Origin of the sequence: Robiginitalea biformata HTCC2501 (assembly GCF_000024125.1) — a bacterium.
Classification (GTDB): domain Bacteria; phylum Bacteroidota; class Bacteroidia; order Flavobacteriales; family Flavobacteriaceae; genus Robiginitalea; species Robiginitalea biformata.
On the sequence record NC_013222.1, the window covers coordinates 771027 to 792072 of the forward strand.

At 56.8% G+C, this 21046-nt stretch carries 7 protein-coding genes and 1 tRNA gene; 5 read left to right on the top strand and 3 right to left on the bottom strand.

The annotated features are described in order from the left end of the window. Positions 1 to 2 precede the first annotated feature (2 nt). From RB2501_RS03470 to RB2501_RS03490, 5 genes are all read left to right on the top strand, one after another. Positions 3 to 2144: a PorP/SprF family type IX secretion system membrane protein gene (locus tag RB2501_RS03470; RefSeq protein WP_148214281.1), complete on the top strand. Its 2142-nt coding sequence runs from the start codon at positions 3 to 5 to the stop codon at positions 2142 to 2144. Then, complete coding sequence (locus tag RB2501_RS03475; protein WP_015753359.1) at positions 2145 to 15599, top strand: T9SS type B sorting domain-containing protein; 13455 nt, start codon at positions 2145 to 2147, stop codon at positions 15597 to 15599. A gap of 17 nt (positions 15600 to 15616) precedes the next feature. Further along, a complete protein-coding gene (locus RB2501_RS03480; RefSeq protein WP_041326945.1) occupies positions 15617 to 16579 on the top strand; it encodes a PorP/SprF family type IX secretion system membrane protein in 963 nt (320 codons plus the stop codon). Between the two features lie 116 nt (positions 16580 to 16695). Further along, complete coding sequence (folB, locus tag RB2501_RS03485) at positions 16696 to 17055, top strand: dihydroneopterin aldolase (protein WP_041327459.1); 360 nt, start codon at positions 16696 to 16698, stop codon at positions 17053 to 17055. A gap of 42 nt (positions 17056 to 17097) precedes the next feature. After that, positions 17098 to 17168: transfer RNA gene (locus tag RB2501_RS03490), tRNA-Cys, on the top strand. A 46-nt stretch (positions 17169 to 17214) separates the two neighbouring features. On the opposite strand, the gene RB2501_RS03495 is transcribed toward RB2501_RS03490, so the two are convergent. Genes RB2501_RS03495 through rnr form a run of 3 tightly spaced genes read right to left on the bottom strand, consistent with a single transcriptional unit; the run spans position 17215 to position 20797 of the window. Beyond that, positions 17215 to 17880 carry a LysE family translocator gene (locus RB2501_RS03495; RefSeq protein WP_041327461.1) on the bottom strand — a complete coding sequence of 222 codons (666 nt, stop codon included), beginning with the start codon at positions 17878 to 17880 and terminating at the stop codon, positions 17215 to 17217. Positions 17881 to 17886: 6 nt separating this feature from the next. Beyond that, positions 17887 to 18579: a head GIN domain-containing protein gene (locus tag RB2501_RS03500; RefSeq protein WP_049764830.1), complete on the bottom strand. Its 693-nt coding sequence runs from the start codon at positions 18577 to 18579 to the stop codon at positions 17887 to 17889. 34 nt (positions 18580 to 18613) lie between these two features. Next, the gene (gene rnr, locus RB2501_RS03505) at positions 18614 to 20797 is read right to left on the bottom strand and encodes a ribonuclease R (RefSeq protein WP_015753364.1); all 2184 of its coding nucleotides are present in this window, start codon (positions 20795 to 20797) and stop codon (positions 18614 to 18616) included. Positions 20798 to 21046 lie beyond the last annotated feature (249 nt).

Sequence of the window (21046 nt, forward strand, 5' to 3'; positions counted from 1 at the left end):
CCATGAAACGCATAGTAATGTTTGTACTGGTGTTGTGCACTGCAGGCCCCCTGGCCCGCGCCCAGGAGGAGAACCCGATCCTCGCCTACGAAGTGCCGGCCCAGAACCTGTTGAAGTACAACCGGTTTTTGATCAACCCCACCTTTTCCACGGTGCGGGAGGACAAGTCCTACATTAACTTGCTTCATAGAAACCAGTCGGTATCTTTTGACGATAACAACCAGATGTACTTCCTGAGCTACAGCGGTCGGATCGGGGACCGCTCGGGCCTGGGATTGAGCCTGTATACGCAGCGGGAAGGGACCCTGAGCAATTACGGGGTACTCGCCAACTACGCCTACGGGGTGAAGCTCAGCGACAAAAGCAATTTTACCTTTGGAGCCAACCTCTCGTATTACAGCAGCGGTTTTGACGAAAGCCTGGCAAACCCTGTGGAAGACGACCCCTTCCTGAGCGGTTTTCAGAACAGTTCCCTGCTGACGTTTCAGCCGGGTTTCAACATTTCCTACGGCCCCTTTGACCTTGGGGTGTACGCGGAGAACCTGATTGATTACAATTTGAAGACAAGTGACTTCATAACCGAATTCAAGGATAAAACCTTCTCGGGCCACCTGCAATATACCCACCAATTCCCGGCTGCAACGGGGATTTTTGAAGAAGGTCGCCTGATGCCCCTGGCGCGGGTCCGGAAGGTTGGAAAAGACGAAACCGTCCTGGGGGGAAACCTGATCCTTGACCTGCCCAAACTGGGTTGGCTGCAGGGGGGTTACGACAGTTTTTACGGTGCCTCAGCCGGGATCGGATTCAACATCAACCGGAGGCTTTCCATCGGATACACCATGGAAAAAGGTCTTTCGGACACGCAGGACAACCTGGGGCTTACCCACGAGATCTCCTTTGCCTATTCCTTTACGCCCAACCTGACCGAAGACCGGGTGATGCTGGAAAACGGATATAGGGATTCCCTGGCAGATGCAGATGACGACGCCATAGAAGTAACCGACAAGGACGTCGAAATCGCAGAACTTAAAAGGCGGTTAGCCGAAAACGATGCAATCCTTGCCGAATTGATGTTCCGTCAGGATTCCCTTGAAAACAGCCGCCAGCGCGAACTGGAACAGCGGTTTGAGATGGTGATGCGCATGGTGCGGCAGGAAACCGGCGGGGAACGCCCCGACCTGGAAGACAAGGCGCGTCAGGTGTATTTCGTCAACAACGACGCCACGACAACCGGCCGGGACTCAAGCAACATACCTTTCGGTATTAACACTGAAGACCAACCGGGCAACAACGCCCTGGCCGCCTCCGCAGATACTGCGCGCAAAGAAGAAACCGCACGGGCTGCAGAAACTGCCCGCAGGGCACGCGCTGAAAAAGCCATCGCCCGCGACCGGGACCGGACAGCGGTTGCCGATGCCGGGGAGCCGGCCAAAGGCCAGACAGCAAATGCTGCCACCCAACCGGAAGCCTCCCGGGTTAAAAGCCGGAGATTCCGCGACCTGCAGGGTGTACAGGACGGCTACTATGTGGTAGCCAACGTCTACAAGGGCACCACTTATTTGGACAAGTTTATCAATCGCCTGGAAGCCGACGGTATCGGCGCAGACTATATCGATAACCCGAACAACGGCCTGAAATACGTATACCTCACCCGGTATGACAACTGGGAAGATGCCGCCCGGGCCGTAAACTCCAAAGTGGACGGCCGCTACCAGGGCGACCTCTGGGTCATGCAGGTAGCCAACCGATTCAGCAACGAAGCTTATGCCGCCAATTCACGCCGCATTGAAGAAAAATCCGATCAGTATGAAAGTGATGTGCTGCAGAAGAACGTGGTGGAACGCGACAAGACCTCCGCAGGCGAAATAGCCGGAGAGGCCTTGATGGGCCAGGGGGGTACTGAATTCTACCTGATTGCCAACGTCTTTGCCAACCCCGGGAATGCCAACCGCTTTGTACGCTACCTGAATTCCCTGGGGCTCAGTGCCAGTTATTTTATCAACCCGGATAATAACTATCGGTATGTTTACCTGAAGCGGCACGAAAACTGGAACAGCGCACTGATCTCCTACTACTCAAAAATCAACAACACGTACGGCGACAAAATGTGGATCATGCGTGTGAGACCCAACCAGATCGCCTAGATGAAACCAACCAGACTCAGAAGACTTCTTCTGGCCTGTCTGTTGCTGACCACAATAGGAGGCCTTGCTCAGGAATACAACTCCTTCGATGTCCGCTACCAGGCGAATCTTCGGGGAGACCTGACATTTATAGCCAATAACATCGTCAACCGGCAATCCGGAAGCAACAACCCGGAAGATCCGTATAATGCCACTGGCGACTCTTCCACGTACAACGATTGGCTGAATATGCAGTACATCGACGTGGATTCCGACCCATCCACTTTCAGCTCGAGTTCGGCCACCTTTGCCTACGACGACGCCAACTGTAACCTGATTCGGTACGCCGGGTTGTACTGGTCTGCCACCTATCCGAGCGAACAGGCCGGGCAGGCCGTGGGAACCAACCGGCAAAACGACTTCAACCAGGTCAAATTCCGGGTCCCCGGCGGCGCCTACGTGGACGTAACGGCCGATGAGGTGCTTTACGACGGATTTACCAGCAGCGACAATTCGATGCGCGAAAACAGCCCGTATGCCTGTTATGCGGACGTTACGGCACTCGTAACGGCCCTGGCCGACCCCCAGGGGGAATATACGGTGGCGAACATCCGCTCCGTGGTCGGATCCCTCTCTCCCGGAGGCGGGGCAGCCGGGGGTTGGACCCTGGTCATCGCCTACGAAAACCCGAATCTCACCGGGAAACTCATCACCACTTTTGACGGCTTTGCCCGCGTGCGAAGCGCCAATCCCACGGTGGATATCAACTACACCGGCTTCAACACCATCCCGGCAGGCCCTGTAATTGCAGACATTGGAGCAGCCGCGCTTGAAGGGGACAACCGGATTACCGGCGACCGCCTGCGCATCAGCTCGGCTTCGGTTTCCGGATTCACGACCATCAGCAACGGGGCCAACCCGTCCAATAACTTCTTTAACAGCAATATCAGCGAGGACGGGGCAATTGTAAACACGCGAAATCCGAACAGCGTCAATACGCTGGGGTACGACACGGATATGTTTATCCTGAACAACCCGCTCAATTCGGTCATCCCGAACAACGAAACAGCCGCCACTTTTCGCTTTACCTCCAACGGCGACCAGTATTACCCATTCTTCAATTCCTTTAACGTGGAGATCATCGAGCCGAACATCGTGCTCGAGAAGCGGGTAGAAGACATCGCCGGGAACGATATAACCGGGGCCGGGGTCAACCTGGGGCAGTTGCTCGACTACGTGCTGACGTTTGAAAACCTCGGGAATGACGACGCCACCAACTATACGATCCGGGACATTCTGCCAATCAACGTCGCTCTGGATGAATCGAACCTCACGCTGCCACCCGGGGTAACCTATACCTACGACCCGGGGACGCGGGAAGTGATCTTCTCGATACCGGACAACCTTATCGAGGAAGGCGACCCTGCATCTTCCATCCGCATGCGGGTCCAGGTGGCCGAAAACTGCTTTGATTTTATCGACGCCTGTACAGACCTGATTCAGAACCTGGCCTATTCCACCTACCAGGGCGTCATCAATACTGCCGTAATTTCGGACGACCCGAGCGTCTCCGATTTCGATACCTGCGGCTTTGTAACGCCCGGGGCAACAAACTTCCTGCTGGACGACCTGGAAAACTGCGATTTCTCAAGGGAAGTGGAGCTTTGCGGGACCAGCGTGGTCCTGGATGCCGGCGACAACTTTGACGAGTATATCTGGTACCGGGACAACAACGGGGACGGCCTGATTGACGGCGGCGACACGGTCATTGACGACGGGGACCCGGACAACGATCCGAGTACCCAGCGCGTAACGGAGACCGGCCAGTACATCGTGGACAAGATTGTGGCGGACCCCTGCAAGGGCTTCCAGGAAATCATCACCGTTACGCTTCCCGGTGTCACCCAGGAAAACCCGATCGTCACGCTGATCAACGACACCTCCAATACCGTGGAAGGCGAGGTGGTAACCTGTGCCAACGACGGAGACCTGCTGCCCAAGATCTTCCTCTGCGGCCTGAACGACACGGAGCTTATCCAAATCAACATCCCGGATGCCACCAGCATCGTCTGGGAACAACTGGACGAGGCGAGTTGCGCGGATTCCGGGGATGACTGCGCCAACAAGAATTCCGCCTGCGCCTGGAACCAGGTAGACACGGGCAACGACTTTCTGGCGACCGATGCCGGTGAATACCGCGTGGTGGTCAACTATCAGAACGGTTGCTTTACCCGTTTCTATTTCAACATATTCAAGAACCCGCTGGATCCCCAATACGACGTGACGGATATTATCTGCAGCACGCCGGGGAACATCACAGTCACCAACATGCCGGCCCAGTACGAATACCAGCTGCTGGATGCCGTGAGCGGCAATGTACTGGTGCCTTACAGCGCGAATAACGGCCCGAGCTTCGACATCGCCACCAACGGCGCCTACACCGTAGAAATGCGGCAGGTGGGCGTGGTGGACGGCTGCGTCTTTTATCTCGAAAACATCGGGGTGCTGGCCCGGGACTTCCAGGTGGATGTCACCACCTCCGACGTGGATTGCAACGGCCTGGGCGCTATCGATATTTCCGTGCTGAATGTAGAGCCCCAGTACTACTACGAGATCTCCCAGGGAGGCACCGTGGTGGACACTTTCGGCCCCAGCACCGACAATAACTACAGTTTCGACAATATCAACGCCGGCACCTACGACGTGCGGGTAACCACAGACGACGGGTGTTTGCATACCGAGCAGGTAACCATTATAGACAATTCCGACCTGGAACTCGAAGCCCGCGTCTCCCAACACATTAGCTGTAAAGAAGGAAACATCCTCATGTCTTCGGACGGGGGGAGAACGCCCCATACCTATGCCATCTGGGAATATGTGGACGATGGGGGCGTAACGCAGATTTCCTATGCGACCCCGGCCGATATCCCGGCTTCTGAGTTTCAGACGAGCCAGATTTTCGACATCATGGACCCGGGCCAGTATACCTTTGTCGTCGTAGACCGGAACAACTGTTTCTCCATTTCGAATACCGTGGAAATCGAATTTGTCCCGGCAGCCGACTACAATGCCACTACCGTGGTCGATGTGCTTTGTTTTGGAGAGTCTACGGGTGAAATTCGCTTCAACCTCGTAAGCAGCAATGGATATCAGCTAACGTACTACCTGTTCGATGCCGCCGGATTTGACGAAGATAATTTCAACTATGCAGATGCATTGGCTACCAACTCCTCGGGTGTTTTTACAGGACTGCCGGCCGGCGACTACGCCATCGTAATCAACCAGCGGAAAGGGAGTGCAGATTGCGACTATTTTGAATATCAGACCGTATCCCAGCCCGCGTCCGGCCTTGCCGGTGATGCCGCGCTCACCCAACCGTACACCTGCCTGCAGGATGCCACCATCCAGGCGCAGAACGTCGCCGGAGGTACTGCCCCTTACGAGTACAGCATCGACGGGGTCTCCTTTGGGGCTTCCGATACATTCGCCGGTCTGACTGCCGGAACTTACAATATCACTATCCGGGATGCCGCGGGTTGTACCGTGGTAACGAATTCAATCACCATCGACCCGCTGAACCCGCCAGACGACCTTACCTTCGCTGCCACCCAGCCCACCTGCCCGGCCCTGGTTTCCGATGTCACGGTAACGGTCAGCAACGGCACGGCGCCCTTTGTGGTTGAAATCATCGCGCCTGCCGCCCAGGCCGCCGATTCCTCCTCCGGGAACACGGCCACCTTTAACGGGCTGGCCCCGGACACCTACACCTTCCGCGTCACGGATGACAACGGGTGTACCTATGAAGAGAATTTTACCATCAACCCGGTAACCCCCATTAACGTTTCCGGCGTTCAGGTTTCGCCTGTCAGCTGTTTTGGCGGATCCGACGGGGAGGCCCGCTACACCGTAAGCGGTTTTGCCACTTCCTACGACTACGCGGTAACCGGCCCGGCCGCCTTCTCGGGCACGGGGGAGACTAATGCAACCATTGACCTGACCGGCCTGGCTGCGGGCACCTATGACATCACCGTTACGGATACGGATACGAATTGTACGGATACGGCTTCGGTAACCATCGACGAGCCGGCCAGCCCCCTGGCCTTTACATTCAGCGCCGTACAACCCACTTGTGTCAGCGACGGCTCAGTTACCATTTCGGCCAACGGCGGCTGGGGTAGCTATTCCTACCAGCTCACCCAGCCGGATGCCACAGTGCTCGGGCCGCAGGGCAGCGCCACTTTCAACAACCTGACACAACTCGGATCCTACACCATTGCGGTTGAGGACGCCAACGGTTGTGTGGAAACCGATACCTTCACCCTGTCCGCCCCGTCCAACCCGACGGTGAGCCTGGACCCGGTAACCGACCTCTGTTACGACCCGGCCACAGGCGTGAGCCTTACGGCCACTGTTTCGGGGGGTACGGGCCCCTTCTCGTACAGCCTCAATGGAGGCCCCGGACAATCCGGCAACACCTTCAACAACCTGACCCCCGGCAATTACACGGTGGTGGTTACGGACATGAACGGCTGTACGGCTACTTCTGGTACCGTCACCATTGAGCCCCAGCTGACCGCCACGTCGGTACTCACCAAGGAGCTCGATTGCTCCGCTTCCCCGGATGCGGTTATCGACGTTACCATCAATGGCGGGTACGCCCCCTTTGCCTACCAGGTAAACGGCGGGGCCTCCACCCCGGTTGTTGGCAATGCCTTTACCTATACCACCGCCACAGACGGTACTTTTGTGTTTACGATTACCGACGCGGAAGGCTGTACGGCTGAAACCACCGTGGTGGTCGATCCCATCACCAACCCGGTGGCCACGCACAACGCAACCGACCCCGCATGTGCCGGGGCATTGGACGGTCAGGTGGAAATCCTGATCGACACAAACTTTGGAACCGCCCCCTACCAGGTGGATTTTGACGGGGCCGGCTTCGGCAGCCAGACGGTATTCAGCAACCTGGCAGCCGGCACCTACAACTACACCGTACAGGACGCCAAGGGCTGCTTGTACAACGGCTCGGTAACCCTTACAGACCCGGCCCCGATTGCAGCCGACGCGGTCCTGGTCCAGGGGTATACCTGCCTGCAGGACGGCAGCATCCAGGCGCAGAATATTACCGGGGGAACACCCGGCTACACCTACAGCATCGACGGGGTCAACTTCCAGGCCTCCGACACCTTTACCGGTCTGACAGACGGCACGTACACCATTACTGTACAGGATTCCGCAGGCTGCACGTTTGTGACGGCCTCCGTGGTGATTCCACCCCTGGACCCGCCCTCCGACATCAGCTTCAGCGCCACCCCGCCGAACTGCCCGGCCGAAGTCTCCGACGTTACCCTGACCGTTACGGATGGGGTAGGGGCCATCACCTATGAGATTATCGCGCCCGCTGCCGTTAACAATGGCAACAACAACGTATTTACAGGACTTGCCCCCGACACCTATACCTTCCGGGTAACGGATGCCAACGGGTGCTCTTATGACGAAGCCTATACGATCAATCCGGTAACGCCCATCGCGGTTGCCGGTTCCCTAGTGCAGGATGTAAGCTGTGTAGGCGGATCGGATGGCGCTGTGGATTTTGCCGTCAGCGGCTTCTCCACCACCTATGCCTATTCGGTAACCGGCCCGGCAACCTTCTCGGGCACCGGGGAAAGCGGCGCGGTCATTAACCTCACCGGTCTGGCTGCCGGCGATTATACGGTGGTGGTTACCGACGAAACCACCAATTGTACCGCTACGGACACCGTGACGGTAAGCGAGCCGGCCCTGCCCCTCGCATTTACCTTTACCGTTACCCCGCTGACCTGCGCGGCAGACGGTTCCGTGACCATTTCGGCCACCGGCGGATGGGGCGCCTATACTTACCAGTTGGAGCAACCCGACGCCAGCGTGCTTGGGCCCCAATCCGGAAATACGTTTACCGGCCTCAACCAGGTGGGCACCTATACGATCACCGTGGAGGACGCCAACGGTTGCCAGGTGACCGACACCTTTGACATCACCACGCCGGCCAACCCGGTGGCGAGCATCGACGCATCTTCGGATGTCTGCTACGACCCCTCCGGCGGGGCCACCGTAGTGGTGGGGGCTTCCGGCGGCGCGGCGCCCTATTATTACAGCATGAACGGCGGGGCTACCCAGACGTCCAATACGTTTGCCGGCCTGGTGCCCGGGAACTATACATTCACGGTGCTGGACAGCAACGGGTGTTCCGATACGGTAGCCTTTACCGTCGAGCCCCAGCTTACGGGTAATGCAGTACTGACCAAGGACATCGATTGTACGGTATCCCCGGATGCCATCCTGGATGTAACAGTTAACGGGGGGTATGCCCCCTACACCTATGAGGTGGAAGTTAACGGCGGCGGCTTTACGCCTTATGCCGGAGGCTTCCCTTACACCACGGCAACCCCCGGGACCTACCAGTTCCGGGTCACGGACAGCCAGGGCTGCGTGGGCCTGACCAACACGGTTACGGTTACGGCGGCCGTAGACCCCCAGGCCACGGCCACCACCATCGACCCGACCTGTTTCGGCGACTCCAACGGGGTAGTCGAGATCGATATCGACCCGAATTTTGGGCAAGCCCCCTACCAAGTAGACTTTAACGGAGCGGGATATAGCAACCAGACAGTTTACTCCGGCTTGCCTGCCGGCACCTACAATTACACGGTAAGGGACGACAAGGGCTGTACGTTTACCGACAGCGTCACGCTGACAGACCCGCCCCTGTTTGACGCCAGCATTACCGTGACGGACGTGTCCTGTAGCGGGGCTCCCGGGGGTGGCGACATTCCGGGCCGCATCGACATCTCCATCATCAGCGGGGGGACCCCGAATTTCACCTATACGCTGTACGACCAGATGAACAATATCGTTCCCGTAACCGGGTCGAACCCCATCGTAAACACAGCGGCAACCAGTGTCTCCTTTGACGGCCTGGACTTTGGCGACTACTATGTGCGGATCATCGATGCAAACGGCTGCGAATTCTACCAGAACCCGGTACGCGTCCTGGCCAACCCCTTCCTGACACTGGATTCCCAGGCGATCGTGGATTGTGCCACGGGCGGCACGGTGACCCTTTCCGCCGATGGCGGTTCGGGCGATTACAGCTTTAGCATCTACGGCCCGGGGACCCCGCCAAACTCGGAAACCGCAGGCCCGGGAGCCAATGAAGAACAGGCCGTTTTTCAGGGTTTGAATGCCGGCCAGTCCTATGTGTTTGAAGCTATCGACAACGTAACCCTGTGTACGAGCTACGTGGAGGTGGACATTCCGGCCCTTTCCGGTATCGAGGTGGTACCCACTCCGGCGGTTAACGACGTGACCTGCTTTGGCGACACAAACGGCTCCATCGCCTTCCAATTCCAGAATTTTGACGGCACGGTTGCCGACATCAACTACAGTATCCTGGAGGCGCTCACCAACAACCCGACGGGCTTCTCCGGCACAGTAAGCGGGCCCATGGGCGGCCCTACTCCCCTGGAGACGGTCAACAACCTGCCCCCGGGCGATTACGTCCTCTATTTTGAGGAAGCCACCAGCCCGTTCTGTTCGAATACCTGGGATTTCCGGATCCTGGAGCCTTCGCCCATTACGTTTAACCTGGTAGACCAAAACAACGCGAATTGCAACGAGGATGCCCAGGTTACCGTCCAGGCTACCGGCGGTTCCGGCGGGTTTGCCTACGCCTTTGTGGAAGACGGGGTCGCCCCGGTTCCCGGCGATTTTACAGCGAGCAGCTATGCCGAACTCGACCCGGCCGTCAACACGGACTGGGATGCCTATGCCATGGATGCCAACGGCTGTATGACGCCGCCCCTGGACATCGCCATCTCCATGGACCCGGAGCCGGTAATATCTGCAGTAGCCAACCAGTGTTCCGCCACCGAAGGCAATTTTGAAATTACCGTTACCCTGGATGTTGCCGGTGTCGGCCCGTATATGCTGAGCCTGGACGGTGGGGCCTTTCAATCCACTTCCCTGGTGAATGCGGGGGATACCCATGTTTTCACTGGCCTGAGCTCCGGGACGCACACCGTGGAAGTCCGCGATTCGAATTCTTGCGGCAACCTCGTTTCCCTGGATATTTTCCCGCCATCCGACCTGACCGCTGAGGCCGTGGTACAACCCACCTGTGCCCTGAACGACGGGCAGGTTCTCCTGACGGCATACGGCGGCTCCGGGGTATACACTTACGAACTTTTCCTGGGCGCGGTCAGCGTCACGGGAGGGCCCCAGGCATCGCCCCTGTTTACAGGGCTGGCGCCGGGCACCTATACTGCCTTCGTATACGACAGCCTTGCCGTCGGCTGTGGGGCTTCTTCCAGCATTGTGCTGAACGTCCCCACGAATGTGGCCTTTACCACCTCCGTTACGGACGTGAGTTGTGCGGGCGGTTCGGACGGGGTCATCACCGCAACCCTGGACCCGGGTCAGGACAACCCGCCCTACACCTACCAGCTCTTTGACGCCCTGGGCATTCTGCCGGTTACCGGCGTACAGTCCAGCCCGGTCTTTACCGGCCTGGCAGCCGGCGACTATACCGTGCGCGTAACTTCCGGACGCGGCTGCCAGCAAGATGATGTCGTTACGTTGGCAGAACCGACTCCGGTAACCGCATCTGCAACGGCCACGAGCTTTGCCTGCGCCCCGGACAACACCGTGACCCAGGCGGTAGTTACAATAACCGGTGGGGGCGGAACCGCACCCTACCTGTATAGCCTGGACGGAGTGAACTTTACGAGCTCCAACACCTTCAACATCAGCGACACAGGTGCCGTCCAGAATTTTACGGCCTATGTGCGGGATGCCAATGGGTGCGAGGAAACCGACAACATCAGCATCAGCCCGCTGCCCGTCATCACGGATGTGAACGTAAGCCAGCTTACGGTCATTACCTGCTCCAACGACGAAGTTGTACGGGTTACCGTTACCGGCGGTTCCGGCGACTTTGACTTTGACCTGCTCCCGCTGGGGTCGGCTCCCACCCAATCCCCGGGTGCCGGTGTCTACACAGCCGATTTCAACCTGGCCGCCCCCGGCGATTATGTATTCCGGGTTACGGATAATGGCACGGGATGCTACTTTACGACTACCCCGTATACCGTGGCGCCCTACGATCTGATTGAGGCTGTAGCCACAGCAATCACCCCGGTAGACTGTTTCGGGGATACGGATGGGGAGCTTTCCCTCCAGGTTAACAACTACGCCGGGAATTACACCTACCAGGTATTTGACGGTGCGGGCACCCCGGTAACCGGGGTCGTGCCTGCAGACACCTCGGTGAACCCCCGGACCATCGGCAGCCTGGCGGGCGGCAACTATTACGTAGAAGTCATCGCCACGGATACGCCTTTCTGCGACGACGTTTCAAACACCGTGACCATCGCCTCCCCGCCAGCGGCTGTGAGCCTGGCGGAAACGGCCAATATCAATGCGAATTGCAACACGGGCGCCCAGGTAACGGTTGCTGCCAGCGGCGGCACCCCCGGATATACCTATGCCTTTGTGCCCACCGGAAATATCCCCGTGCCCGGCGATTATTCGCCCAGTGCCACAGCGGTACTGAACCCGGCCACCTATCCGGCCGACTACGATGTGTACGCTATGGACAGCAACGGGTGTTTCACCTTTATCACCGTAACTGTGGACGAGGACCCGATGCCCACTGTTACCGCCCCGGCCTACGCCGCAGACCAGTGCGCCTCGGACGGTTCCAGCTACACCTTTACCGTTGCAGGATCCGGGATTGCACCCCTGAGCTATAGCGTAGGTGCCGGCTTCCAGGCCTCCCCGACCTTTACGGTAAGCGCCCCGGGCACCTATACGGTAACTGTCCGAGACGCCAATGGGTGTACGGCTACGGATACGATAACCATCCTGCCGCCCCTGGCCCTGACTGCCCAGCCCACGGTACAGCCCACCTGTGCCCTGAATGACGGGGAGATCACCGTCACCGCCCAGGGTGGTTCCGGCAGCTATGAATACGACCTGCTGGACGGCGGCGGGGTGAGCGTCAACGGCGGGGTGCCCCAGGCCTCCAATGTGTTCACGGGTCTGGCCCCGGATACCTATACGGCCATCGTATACGACACCTCCGGCACCGGCTGTGATGCCCAGGCGCCTGTAACGCTGGAAACCCCCACACCGGTATCCTTTACCACTGCCGCAGAAGATGTCAGTTGTGCCGGGGGTGCCGACGGTTCCATCACCGTGACCCTCGATGCCGGACAGGACAACCCGCCCTATACCTACGAATTGTACGACGGGACGATGACACTCGTGGCAGGCCCCCAGAACAGCCCGCTGTTTACCGGCCTGGCAGCAGATAATTACACAGTGCGCGTGCTCTCCGGCAGGGCCTGCGAAGCCAGCCTGGCCCAGGCAGTTGCCGAACCCACGCCGCTGAGCGTCACCGCTGCGGCCACGGCCTTTGCCTGCGCCCCGGATAATTCGGTGAACACTGCTACCATTACCGCCACGGTTCCGGGGGGAGCGGGGACTGCCCCGTACCTCTACAGCCTGGACAATGTCAACTTTCAGGCGTCGAATACCTTTGAAGTGGCAGATACGGGAGCCGTACAGAACCTGACGGTCTATGTGCGGGATGCCAACGGATGTCCGGCTACAGACACGGTCACCCTGGACCCGCTGAACGTCTTCACGGCTACCGTGACGCAAAATATCGCCATCACCTGTGCAAACCCGGAGGAAGTCCTCGTTTCCGTAAGCGATGACGGCAACCCGGCCAACACCTACACGGTGGAGTTGTTGCCCCCGGGCAACCCGAACGGCTCCCTGAACACTGTGGTTTCCAATACGCAGACCACCTGGGACCTGACCGTCCCCGGCACGTATGTGTTCCGGATTACCGACGATGCCACCGGGTGTTATATCCAGACCGCTCCCTACGAGGTGCCCCCGTACGACCTGATCCAGGTTGCAGCCGCACCTGTTAACCCCGTTACCTGTTTTGGGGATACGGACGGCGCGCTCTCGGTGAACATTACCGGGTATACCGGAGCCTACGACTACGAGGTGTTTACTGCAGCCGGGGTTTCTACCGGCGTGGTCGGAAGTGCCAATACGAGCACGAACCCGCTCACCGTAAATGGCCTGAGCGGCGGCAACTACTTTGTCCGTATTACAGAGACTGCTTCGCCTTTCTGTGCCGAAGACTCCAACATCATAACCATTATCTCCCCGGATATGGCGCTGACGGCTGTCGTCAGCCAGGTAGCCGACGTTACCTGTACGAACGACCAGGGGGAAATCCTGGTGGATCCCACAGGCGGTTACGCACCGTATGACATCGTCCTTACCAATACCACCACCGGGCAGGCCTATACGGCCAACAACGTCCAATCCCGCGTGTTTGCCGGGCTTTCCGCAGGTTCCTTTACGGTAGCCGTTACGGATGCCAATGGCTGCGTCTACAACGATACGATCGACCTGGTTGAGCCGGCGCCCATTGCGGCCGGGATCAATGCGGCCCCCGCCGTCCTCGCCTGCTATGGCGACACAAACGGGGTAGTTACGGCCACGGGTGTCTCCGGCGGCTCAGGCAGCTACCAGTACAGCCTGAACTATTACGACGCGGCCGGCGCCACTATCGCCTTCTCATCCGGATTCCAGGCAAGCCCCGTATTTACAGGGCTTGGAGCCGGCATCTACAGCATCACGGTATCCGATGGCTGGAATTGTGATTTGGAAACCGTCCAGGTAACCATCACCGAGCCCACCGAAGTGGAAGCCAACCTCATTCAGACGGCATCCATGACGTGTACCACCGACGCAGAGATATACCTGACCGCAACCGGAGGCAACGGCCCCTACGAATACAGTACGGACGGCACCACCTATTCGCCCATGTCAGGCGGAAACTCCCATACCTTCAGCGTGACGGATGGCACGTTCCAGTACTATGTGCGCGATTCTTTTGGTTGCGAGGCGGATATCTCCAACCAGGTGAGCATTGAGCCCATCCCGCCCCTGATGCTCGACATCGACACCAGCGCGGCCGTGATCAACTGTACGGGCGAAATGACTGCGAGCCTCCGGGCTACCGCCACCGGCGGCCTGGGCAGCTACCAATATGAGCTGTACGGCGATGCCGCCCTGACAAGCCTCCTGTCTGGTCCGCAGGCCAACGGCACGTTTAGCGGCCTGGGTGTGGGCAGCTACTGGATCCGGGTCACCAGCCAGGATTGCGAGGAGGTTTCCAATGAACTGATCATCACGGAGCCCGCTCCCCTGCAAATCGACCGGGAGGAGTTCACTGACGTCACCTGCAACGGGGAGGACGACGGTACGATCACCGTGGAAGTTTCCGGCGGCACCGGCAACATCCTCTACGCCATCAGCCCGAACCTGAACCAGTTTGACGACAACAACGTCTTTACCGAATTGGCGCCCGGCGTCTATGACGTAATTGCCCAGGACGAGAACGGCTGTTTCCTGACCTTCCAGTTCACCATTTCCGAACCGGCGTCGATTACGGTGGATGCCCAGGCAACCCCCGAGGTTTGCGCGGGCAGCGAGGACGGCATGATCGATATTGCGATCAGCGGCGGCACAGCGCCTTACCGGACGGCCTTCAACTCGAATGCAGATGCCGATTTCGGACCTGCCCAGTCCACATTCAGCGGATTGGCTGCCGGCACGTATGTGATCTTTGTAAGGGACGCCCAGGATTGCCAAACCAATGTAATCGTGGAAATCGAGCCCGGCGTGAACCTCAATGCAGTTGTAACGCCTGTATACGAGTGTACCGGCAGCATCCCGGATAACTACCTGGAGGTGGCGCTGGAAGACCCGTCCGTTGAAAATGACGTCATGTACGCCCTGGATTCCACGGATCCGGCCGACATGCAGCTGGATGCTGATTTTGCCGGCCTGAGCCCCGGCCCGCATTACCTGGCCATCTCGCACGCCAACGGCTGCGTACAGACCATCGATTTCGAAATCGAAAGTTTTGAGCCCCTGACCCTGACCCTGGAACAGCGGAACATCAACGAGATTACGGCCCTGGCGGAAGGCGGCGTAGCCCCCTATACGTTCTATTTCAACGATGACGACAACGGGGAGGACAACACGTACTATATCACCGAATCCGGCGTGTATACCGTACGCGTGGTAGACCAGAGCGGTTGCGAGGCCGTGGCCCAGATCGAGATGGAGTTCATCGACATCGAAATACCCAACTATTTCACCCCGGATGGGGACGGCAACAACGATTTCTGGATTCCCGACAACCTGGAGGGCTTCCCGGAAATACTAATCAAAATTTATGACCGTTATGGTAGAGTGGTAGATGAACTCGCCTATGGATTCCAGGGTTGGGACGGGACATATGAAGGTCGGGAATTACCCACCGGAGATTACTGGTACGTAATCAAACTGAACGGTGAACGCGACGAGCGGGAATTCGTCGGGCATTTTACCCTGTACCGCTAACGATAACCTACAACACGATGCGCTGGAGAATAATATTATGGATGTTGCTGCTGGGAAACCTTGGGGTTCGCGCGCAGGAATTGAATTCGCCCCAGTTGTCCCAGTACCTGGCAGACAACCCCTTTGTTCTGGCCCCCACCTATGCGGGGATCGGCGACCACGTGAAGATCCGCCTGAACGGCCTCAGCCAGTGGGTGGGGATCAAGGATGCCCCACAGACCCAGTCCCTGGCTGCCGATGCGCGGATCGGCAACAAATCCGGCCTCGGGATCTTTCTCTACAACGATAAAAACGGATATACGCGCCAGCAGGGGGCCCGGCTCTCGTTTGCCCACCACCTGACGCTCGACCGGTACGAGGATGAATTCCTCTCCTTCGGGATATCGTATAATTTTAACCAGTTCCGCATCAATATCGAGGAGTTCCGCGATTCCCCGGGGGTGCCCACCAACGACCCGAATGTCACGGACGACCGCTCCACGAGCAACCACAACTTCGACGTGGGGATCATGTACCGGATCAACAAGTTCTACGTGGCCCTGAACGCCTCTAACCTGCTCGATAAGGACCTGACGAGCTTTAACCCGATCTTTGAGCCGAACCACCTTCGGAACTACTACGTATACACGGGCTTCCGGTATTCCAAAAACAAGAACAGCCGGGTGGAAATAGAGCCCTCGGCCCTCTACAAGATCTTTGAAAGCGACGGCCGGTCCGAAACCGACCTGAACGTCAAGGTCCGCCTGTACGATTTTGAAGATTACTACTACGGGGGCATCAACTACCGCTTCCTGAACGACCAGATCGGGAAACCGCTGTACATCGCCCCCTTTATTGGTCTGAAAAAGAACAATTTTTACTTTGGCTATTCCGTGCAGGTGATCCTGAACGACATCCTGGCCTACAGCTACGGGACGCACGTAATCACCGTCGGGATGGACCTGTTCCAGGGCCTCAGCAACTGCCGCTGTACCTACTAAAAGCCCCTTCTGCATCCCTTTACTTCTCACTGGGCACCATTACTGGTGGCCGGACTCCATAGCTGCATCCGGCGCCGGCGCAATTTTTCCTAATTTTGCGGTAAACAAATTGCATGCTGGGTAAAATACGACTGGAAAATGTCAGGCTCTACGGTTTCCACGGGTGCCTGAAGGAAGAGGAGATGATCGGATCGGATTATCGCGTGGACCTCGAGGTAACTGCCGACCTGTCCCGGGCCGCCGCTTCCGACCGGTTGTCGGACACCGTGGATTACGTCCACCTGCAGACCATCATCCGGGAGGAGATGGCCAAACGCACCAAGCTCATCGAAACCGTAGCCGGGCGTATCCTGGACCGCGTCCTGGAGGAGCTCGGGGAGGTCGTAGAAGCGGAAATTGCCGTTTCCAAGATCAACCCGCCCATCGGCGGGGATGTCCAGCAAGTGACTGTCTGCCTGCACAAAAAAAGAGGCTGAGTTTTTTGGATGCGGGGAATGTATTAACTTTGCCCCCCTGAGGGCATCGTGGCCGAGTGGCTAGGCACAGCTCTGCAAAAGCTTGTACAGCGGTTCGAATCCGCTCGATGCCTCTGAAAAAGAAACCCCGGAAAATCCGGGGTTTTTTTATTCCTTCACCTATTCCCGTATCAGGTCGATTCCCTGTTCGATGGATAACTGGTCCTTGGGCAGGAACCCCTTGACAATCAACACCACCCCGCAGATAATCAGGATGATGCCCAGGGCTTTTTTTACCCAAAAGATCCGCTCCCGGGTGAGTTTTTTGCGCAATTGCTTGGCCAGAAGGATCTTGAATATATCCGTGACCAGGTAGGCGGCCAGCATGGCCGAGAAAAAAGTGAGGATGCGGTTGGGCTGGTTGTCCAGGCTTGGGCCCACGATAATGATCACGCCCAGCCAGAATACGAGTACGCCGATATTGATAAAATTCAGCAGAAATCCTTTGACGAACAGGCCGAAGTAATCCGAGGACCGGGTTACGATATGCGGTTTTTTTTCCTTGAAATCGGACCGGAAAACCGTTGTAAGCCCGTACACCAGCAGGATCACCCCGCCAAACACATAGAGGCCGGGTTGGTTGCTGAGGTTTTCCAGGAGTTGGAAGCTGCTGAAATAGGCGATTACCAGGAAGAGGATGTCCGCCAGCACCACGCCGAGGTCCAGGGCCAGGGCTGCGCGGAAGCCTTTTGTAGCACTGGTTTCAAGAAGGACAAAGAACACGGGGCCGATCATGAAGCTCAAAAAGAAGCCCAGGGGTAGTGCCGCGCTAATGTCATCCCAAATCACCTGCTACATGCGTTTTATCGTTCCGCCAAAAACTGTTTTTTCTTCCATTTTGTCCGGGTCGCCGTAAACGAACACCTTGCCCCCTGCCTTCACGGTGGCCTTTACGTAATCCGAGGCGTGGATTTCCGCTGTGGAACCCGCATTGACGTTAACGGTACAAAATCCGGTAGCGAAGTCCCTGCCCTGGTAGATGCCGCCCGTATTGATCTGAACATCCTGGTTCTTCGATTTCCCCGAGGCCGTAATAATGCCGCCGGTTACAGCCTTGACCAGAAACTGGGTTACTTCCGCCTCCAGGACAATTTCTCCTCCTTCCTGGGCCTTAACCTCCAGGACATCCTGCCGGATCACGTCCCTGGATTCGATGCGGGCATCCTCGTTTACATCGATAATTAACAGGGGATCCGTGTAATACAGGTCTACAAAAGTGCGATATCCGCTAAAAATCTTGGTGATCTCCATCCGGACTTTCAGGATTCCGTCGTTGTTCACAACAGCCACCTGCCGGGTATTTTCACCCCGCACCACGGCCTGGTTCCTGTCGCTGCGGATCAGGTTGAGGGAAATGCCGTCAAATACTTTGATTTCCCGGAAAGGCCCGGTATCGTGGGTCACCTGGGCATCCTGCGCGCGGAGCCCCGCAGCCGTCAGCCCTGCCAAACCAATCCAGAGAAACAGAAATTTACATTGACGCATCCTGGGGTACTTTGGTACAACTTGGTTTCCGGGTTCAGGCCTTCCCGATCAGGGAAAAATCCAGGTGGCGTTTGATCAGGTCGGAGTTTTTAACCATCACCCGGACCTCATCGCCCAACTGGTATACCTTGCCCCTGCGTTCGCCAACGAGGGCGTACTGCTTTTCATCAAAGGTATAATAATCATCTTTTATATCCCGGATCCGCACCATCCCTTCGCACTTATTTTCGATGATTTCCACATAGATCCCCCATTCGGTCACCCCGGAAATCACCCCGGTAAACTCCTGGTCCTGGTGGTCCTGCATGAATTTGATCTGCATGTACTTGATGGAATCCCGCTCCGCCTGGGCCGCCAGGGCTTCCATTTCAGAGGAGTGCTTGCACTTATCCTCATACAGGGTCTCGGGGGCCGATTTGGCCCCGTTCAGATACTGGTGCAACAGCCGGTGGACCATTACATCGGGATATCGCCGGATCGGGGAGGTAAAATGCGTGTAATAATCAAATGCCAGCCCGTAATGCCCGATATTGTCCGTGGTATAGGAAGCTTTGCTCATGCTGCGGATGGCCAGGGTGTCCACCAGGTTCTGCTCCTTCCGGCCCTTCACATCCTCGAGCAGCTGGTTGAGCGAATGGTTCAGATTTTTCTTGTTCTTGAAATTCAGCTGGTGGCCAAAGCGTTTGACAATCCCGTTCAGGGCAATGAGTTTGTCCTCATCGGGTTCGTCGTGTACGCGGTATACAAAGGTCTTTTTAGGCTGCTGCTTCCCGATGAATTCAGCCACTTTCCGGTTGGCCAGGAGCATGAATTCCTCAATGAGTTTGTTGGCGTCCTTGCTTTCCTTGAAAAATACCCCTACCGGGTTGTTTTCCTCATCCAGATTAAACTTCACCTCCACCTTGTCAAAGGAAATCGCCCCGTGCTGCATCCGCAGCTTCCGCATTTTCCTTGCCAACTGGTCCATGGTGTAGATGGCGTTGACGATTTCCCCGGAAATCTGGTAGGCCTTGCCCCGGATGGAAATATCGGCGGGGATGGAACCCCGTCCCGTCTCAATCACGTGCTGGGCTTCCTCATAGGCAAAACGCTCGTTTGAGTGGGTCACCGTCCGACCGAACCACTGGTCTTTTACCCGGGCCTGGTCGTCCATGATAAAAACAGCAGAAAACGTGTATTTGTCTTCGTGCGGCCGCAACGAACAGGCGTTGTTGGAAAGAATCTCCGGCAACATGGGCACCACGCGGTCTACCAGGTACACCGAAGTTGCCCGGTTATAGGCCTCTTCCTCCAGGATGGAATCCTCGTTCAGATAATGTGATACGTCTGCAATGTGGATCCCGATTTCGTAATCGCCCCCGTCGAGTTCCCGGAACGACAGCGCATCGTCAAAGTCCTTGGCATCCTTCGGGTCGATGGTAAACGTCAGGGTGTCCCGCATATCCCGACGTTTTGAAACCTCATTGGGATGGATCCGGGTATCCAGGGAATTGGCGTAGTGCTCCACCTCGGCGGGAAATTCATACGGCAACCCGTATTCGGCGAGGATTGCATGGATCTCCGTGTTGTGTTCGCCGGGCACCCCTAAAACCTGGGTTACTTTTCCATAGGGGGAATCCGCATCCTCCGGCCAACTCTTGATTTCCACCAGTACTTTTTCCTTGTCTTTGGCACCGTTCAGGTCGTCCAGGGAGACAAAAATATCGGTATACATCCGGGAGTCCGTAGGCCGGACAAAAGCAAAAGATTTGGACTGGTCCACAATGCCCACAAATGCATTTTTACGGCGCTCCACTACCCGGACCACTTTACCTTCCGGCTTGCTTCCCTTTTTCTTTTGGAACAACTGTACCTCTACGGTGTCCTTGTGGAAGGCCCTACCCAGGTTCGGGGAGGTGATAAATACATCTTTCTCCAATTCCGGGATCACCACGTATCCGTTCCCCTGAGAATTGATATCGATCTGCCCGGTCAGCACCTCCACCTTATGGATGGCCTGGTATTTTCCCGGGGATACTTCTTTAATCCGATTTTTCTGGGCCAGCTGGCCCAGGCGCTTGATGAGAAGGTTTCTGCCTTCGGTATCGCCGATCTGCAGTTTACCGGCTATTTGTTTGTAGTTGAAGTTCTTTTTAGGGTCGGACTCTAATACACTGAAGATTCCTTTGGTAATTTCGTTGATAAGGTGATTCTTTGCCCGCTTCTTTCTTTTCGACATGTACATTTTAAATTTCGCCGCAAATTACGAATAATATTCCGAGGAAGGCCCCGGAACCCTGTCTATTAAGCGATTCGGTCAATTAACAATTTAAACAACATATTCTATTATTAATTTGATTTTATAAAAAGATGATTATAGATATGATAGGCTGTTAATTCAGGGGATAAAAAAACATCGTTTTCCTTGTGAGATTCAATGCTAAGAACTTATCGACAGGATATATGAAGCAGAAATGGGTAGAATCAA

What these genes read in the sequence shown, in the direction of transcription:
- RB2501_RS03470 (WP_148214281.1), top strand. Translation starts at nt 3, where the DNA reads ATGAAACGCATAGTAATGTTTGTACTGGTGTTGTGCACTGCAGGCCCC.
- RB2501_RS03475 (WP_015753359.1), top strand. Translation starts at nt 2,145, where the DNA reads ATGAAACCAACCAGACTCAGAAGACTTCTTCTGGCCTGTCTGTTGCTG.
- RB2501_RS03480 (WP_041326945.1), top strand. Translation starts at nt 15,617, where the DNA reads ATGCGCTGGAGAATAATATTATGGATGTTGCTGCTGGGAAACCTTGGG.
- RB2501_RS03500 (WP_049764830.1), bottom strand. Translation starts at nt 18,579, where the DNA reads ATGCGTCAATGTAAATTTCTGTTTCTCTGGATTGGTTTGGCAGGGCTG.
- rnr (WP_015753364.1), bottom strand. Translation starts at nt 20,797, where the DNA reads ATGTCGAAAAGAAAGAAGCGGGCAAAGAATCACCTTATCAACGAAATT.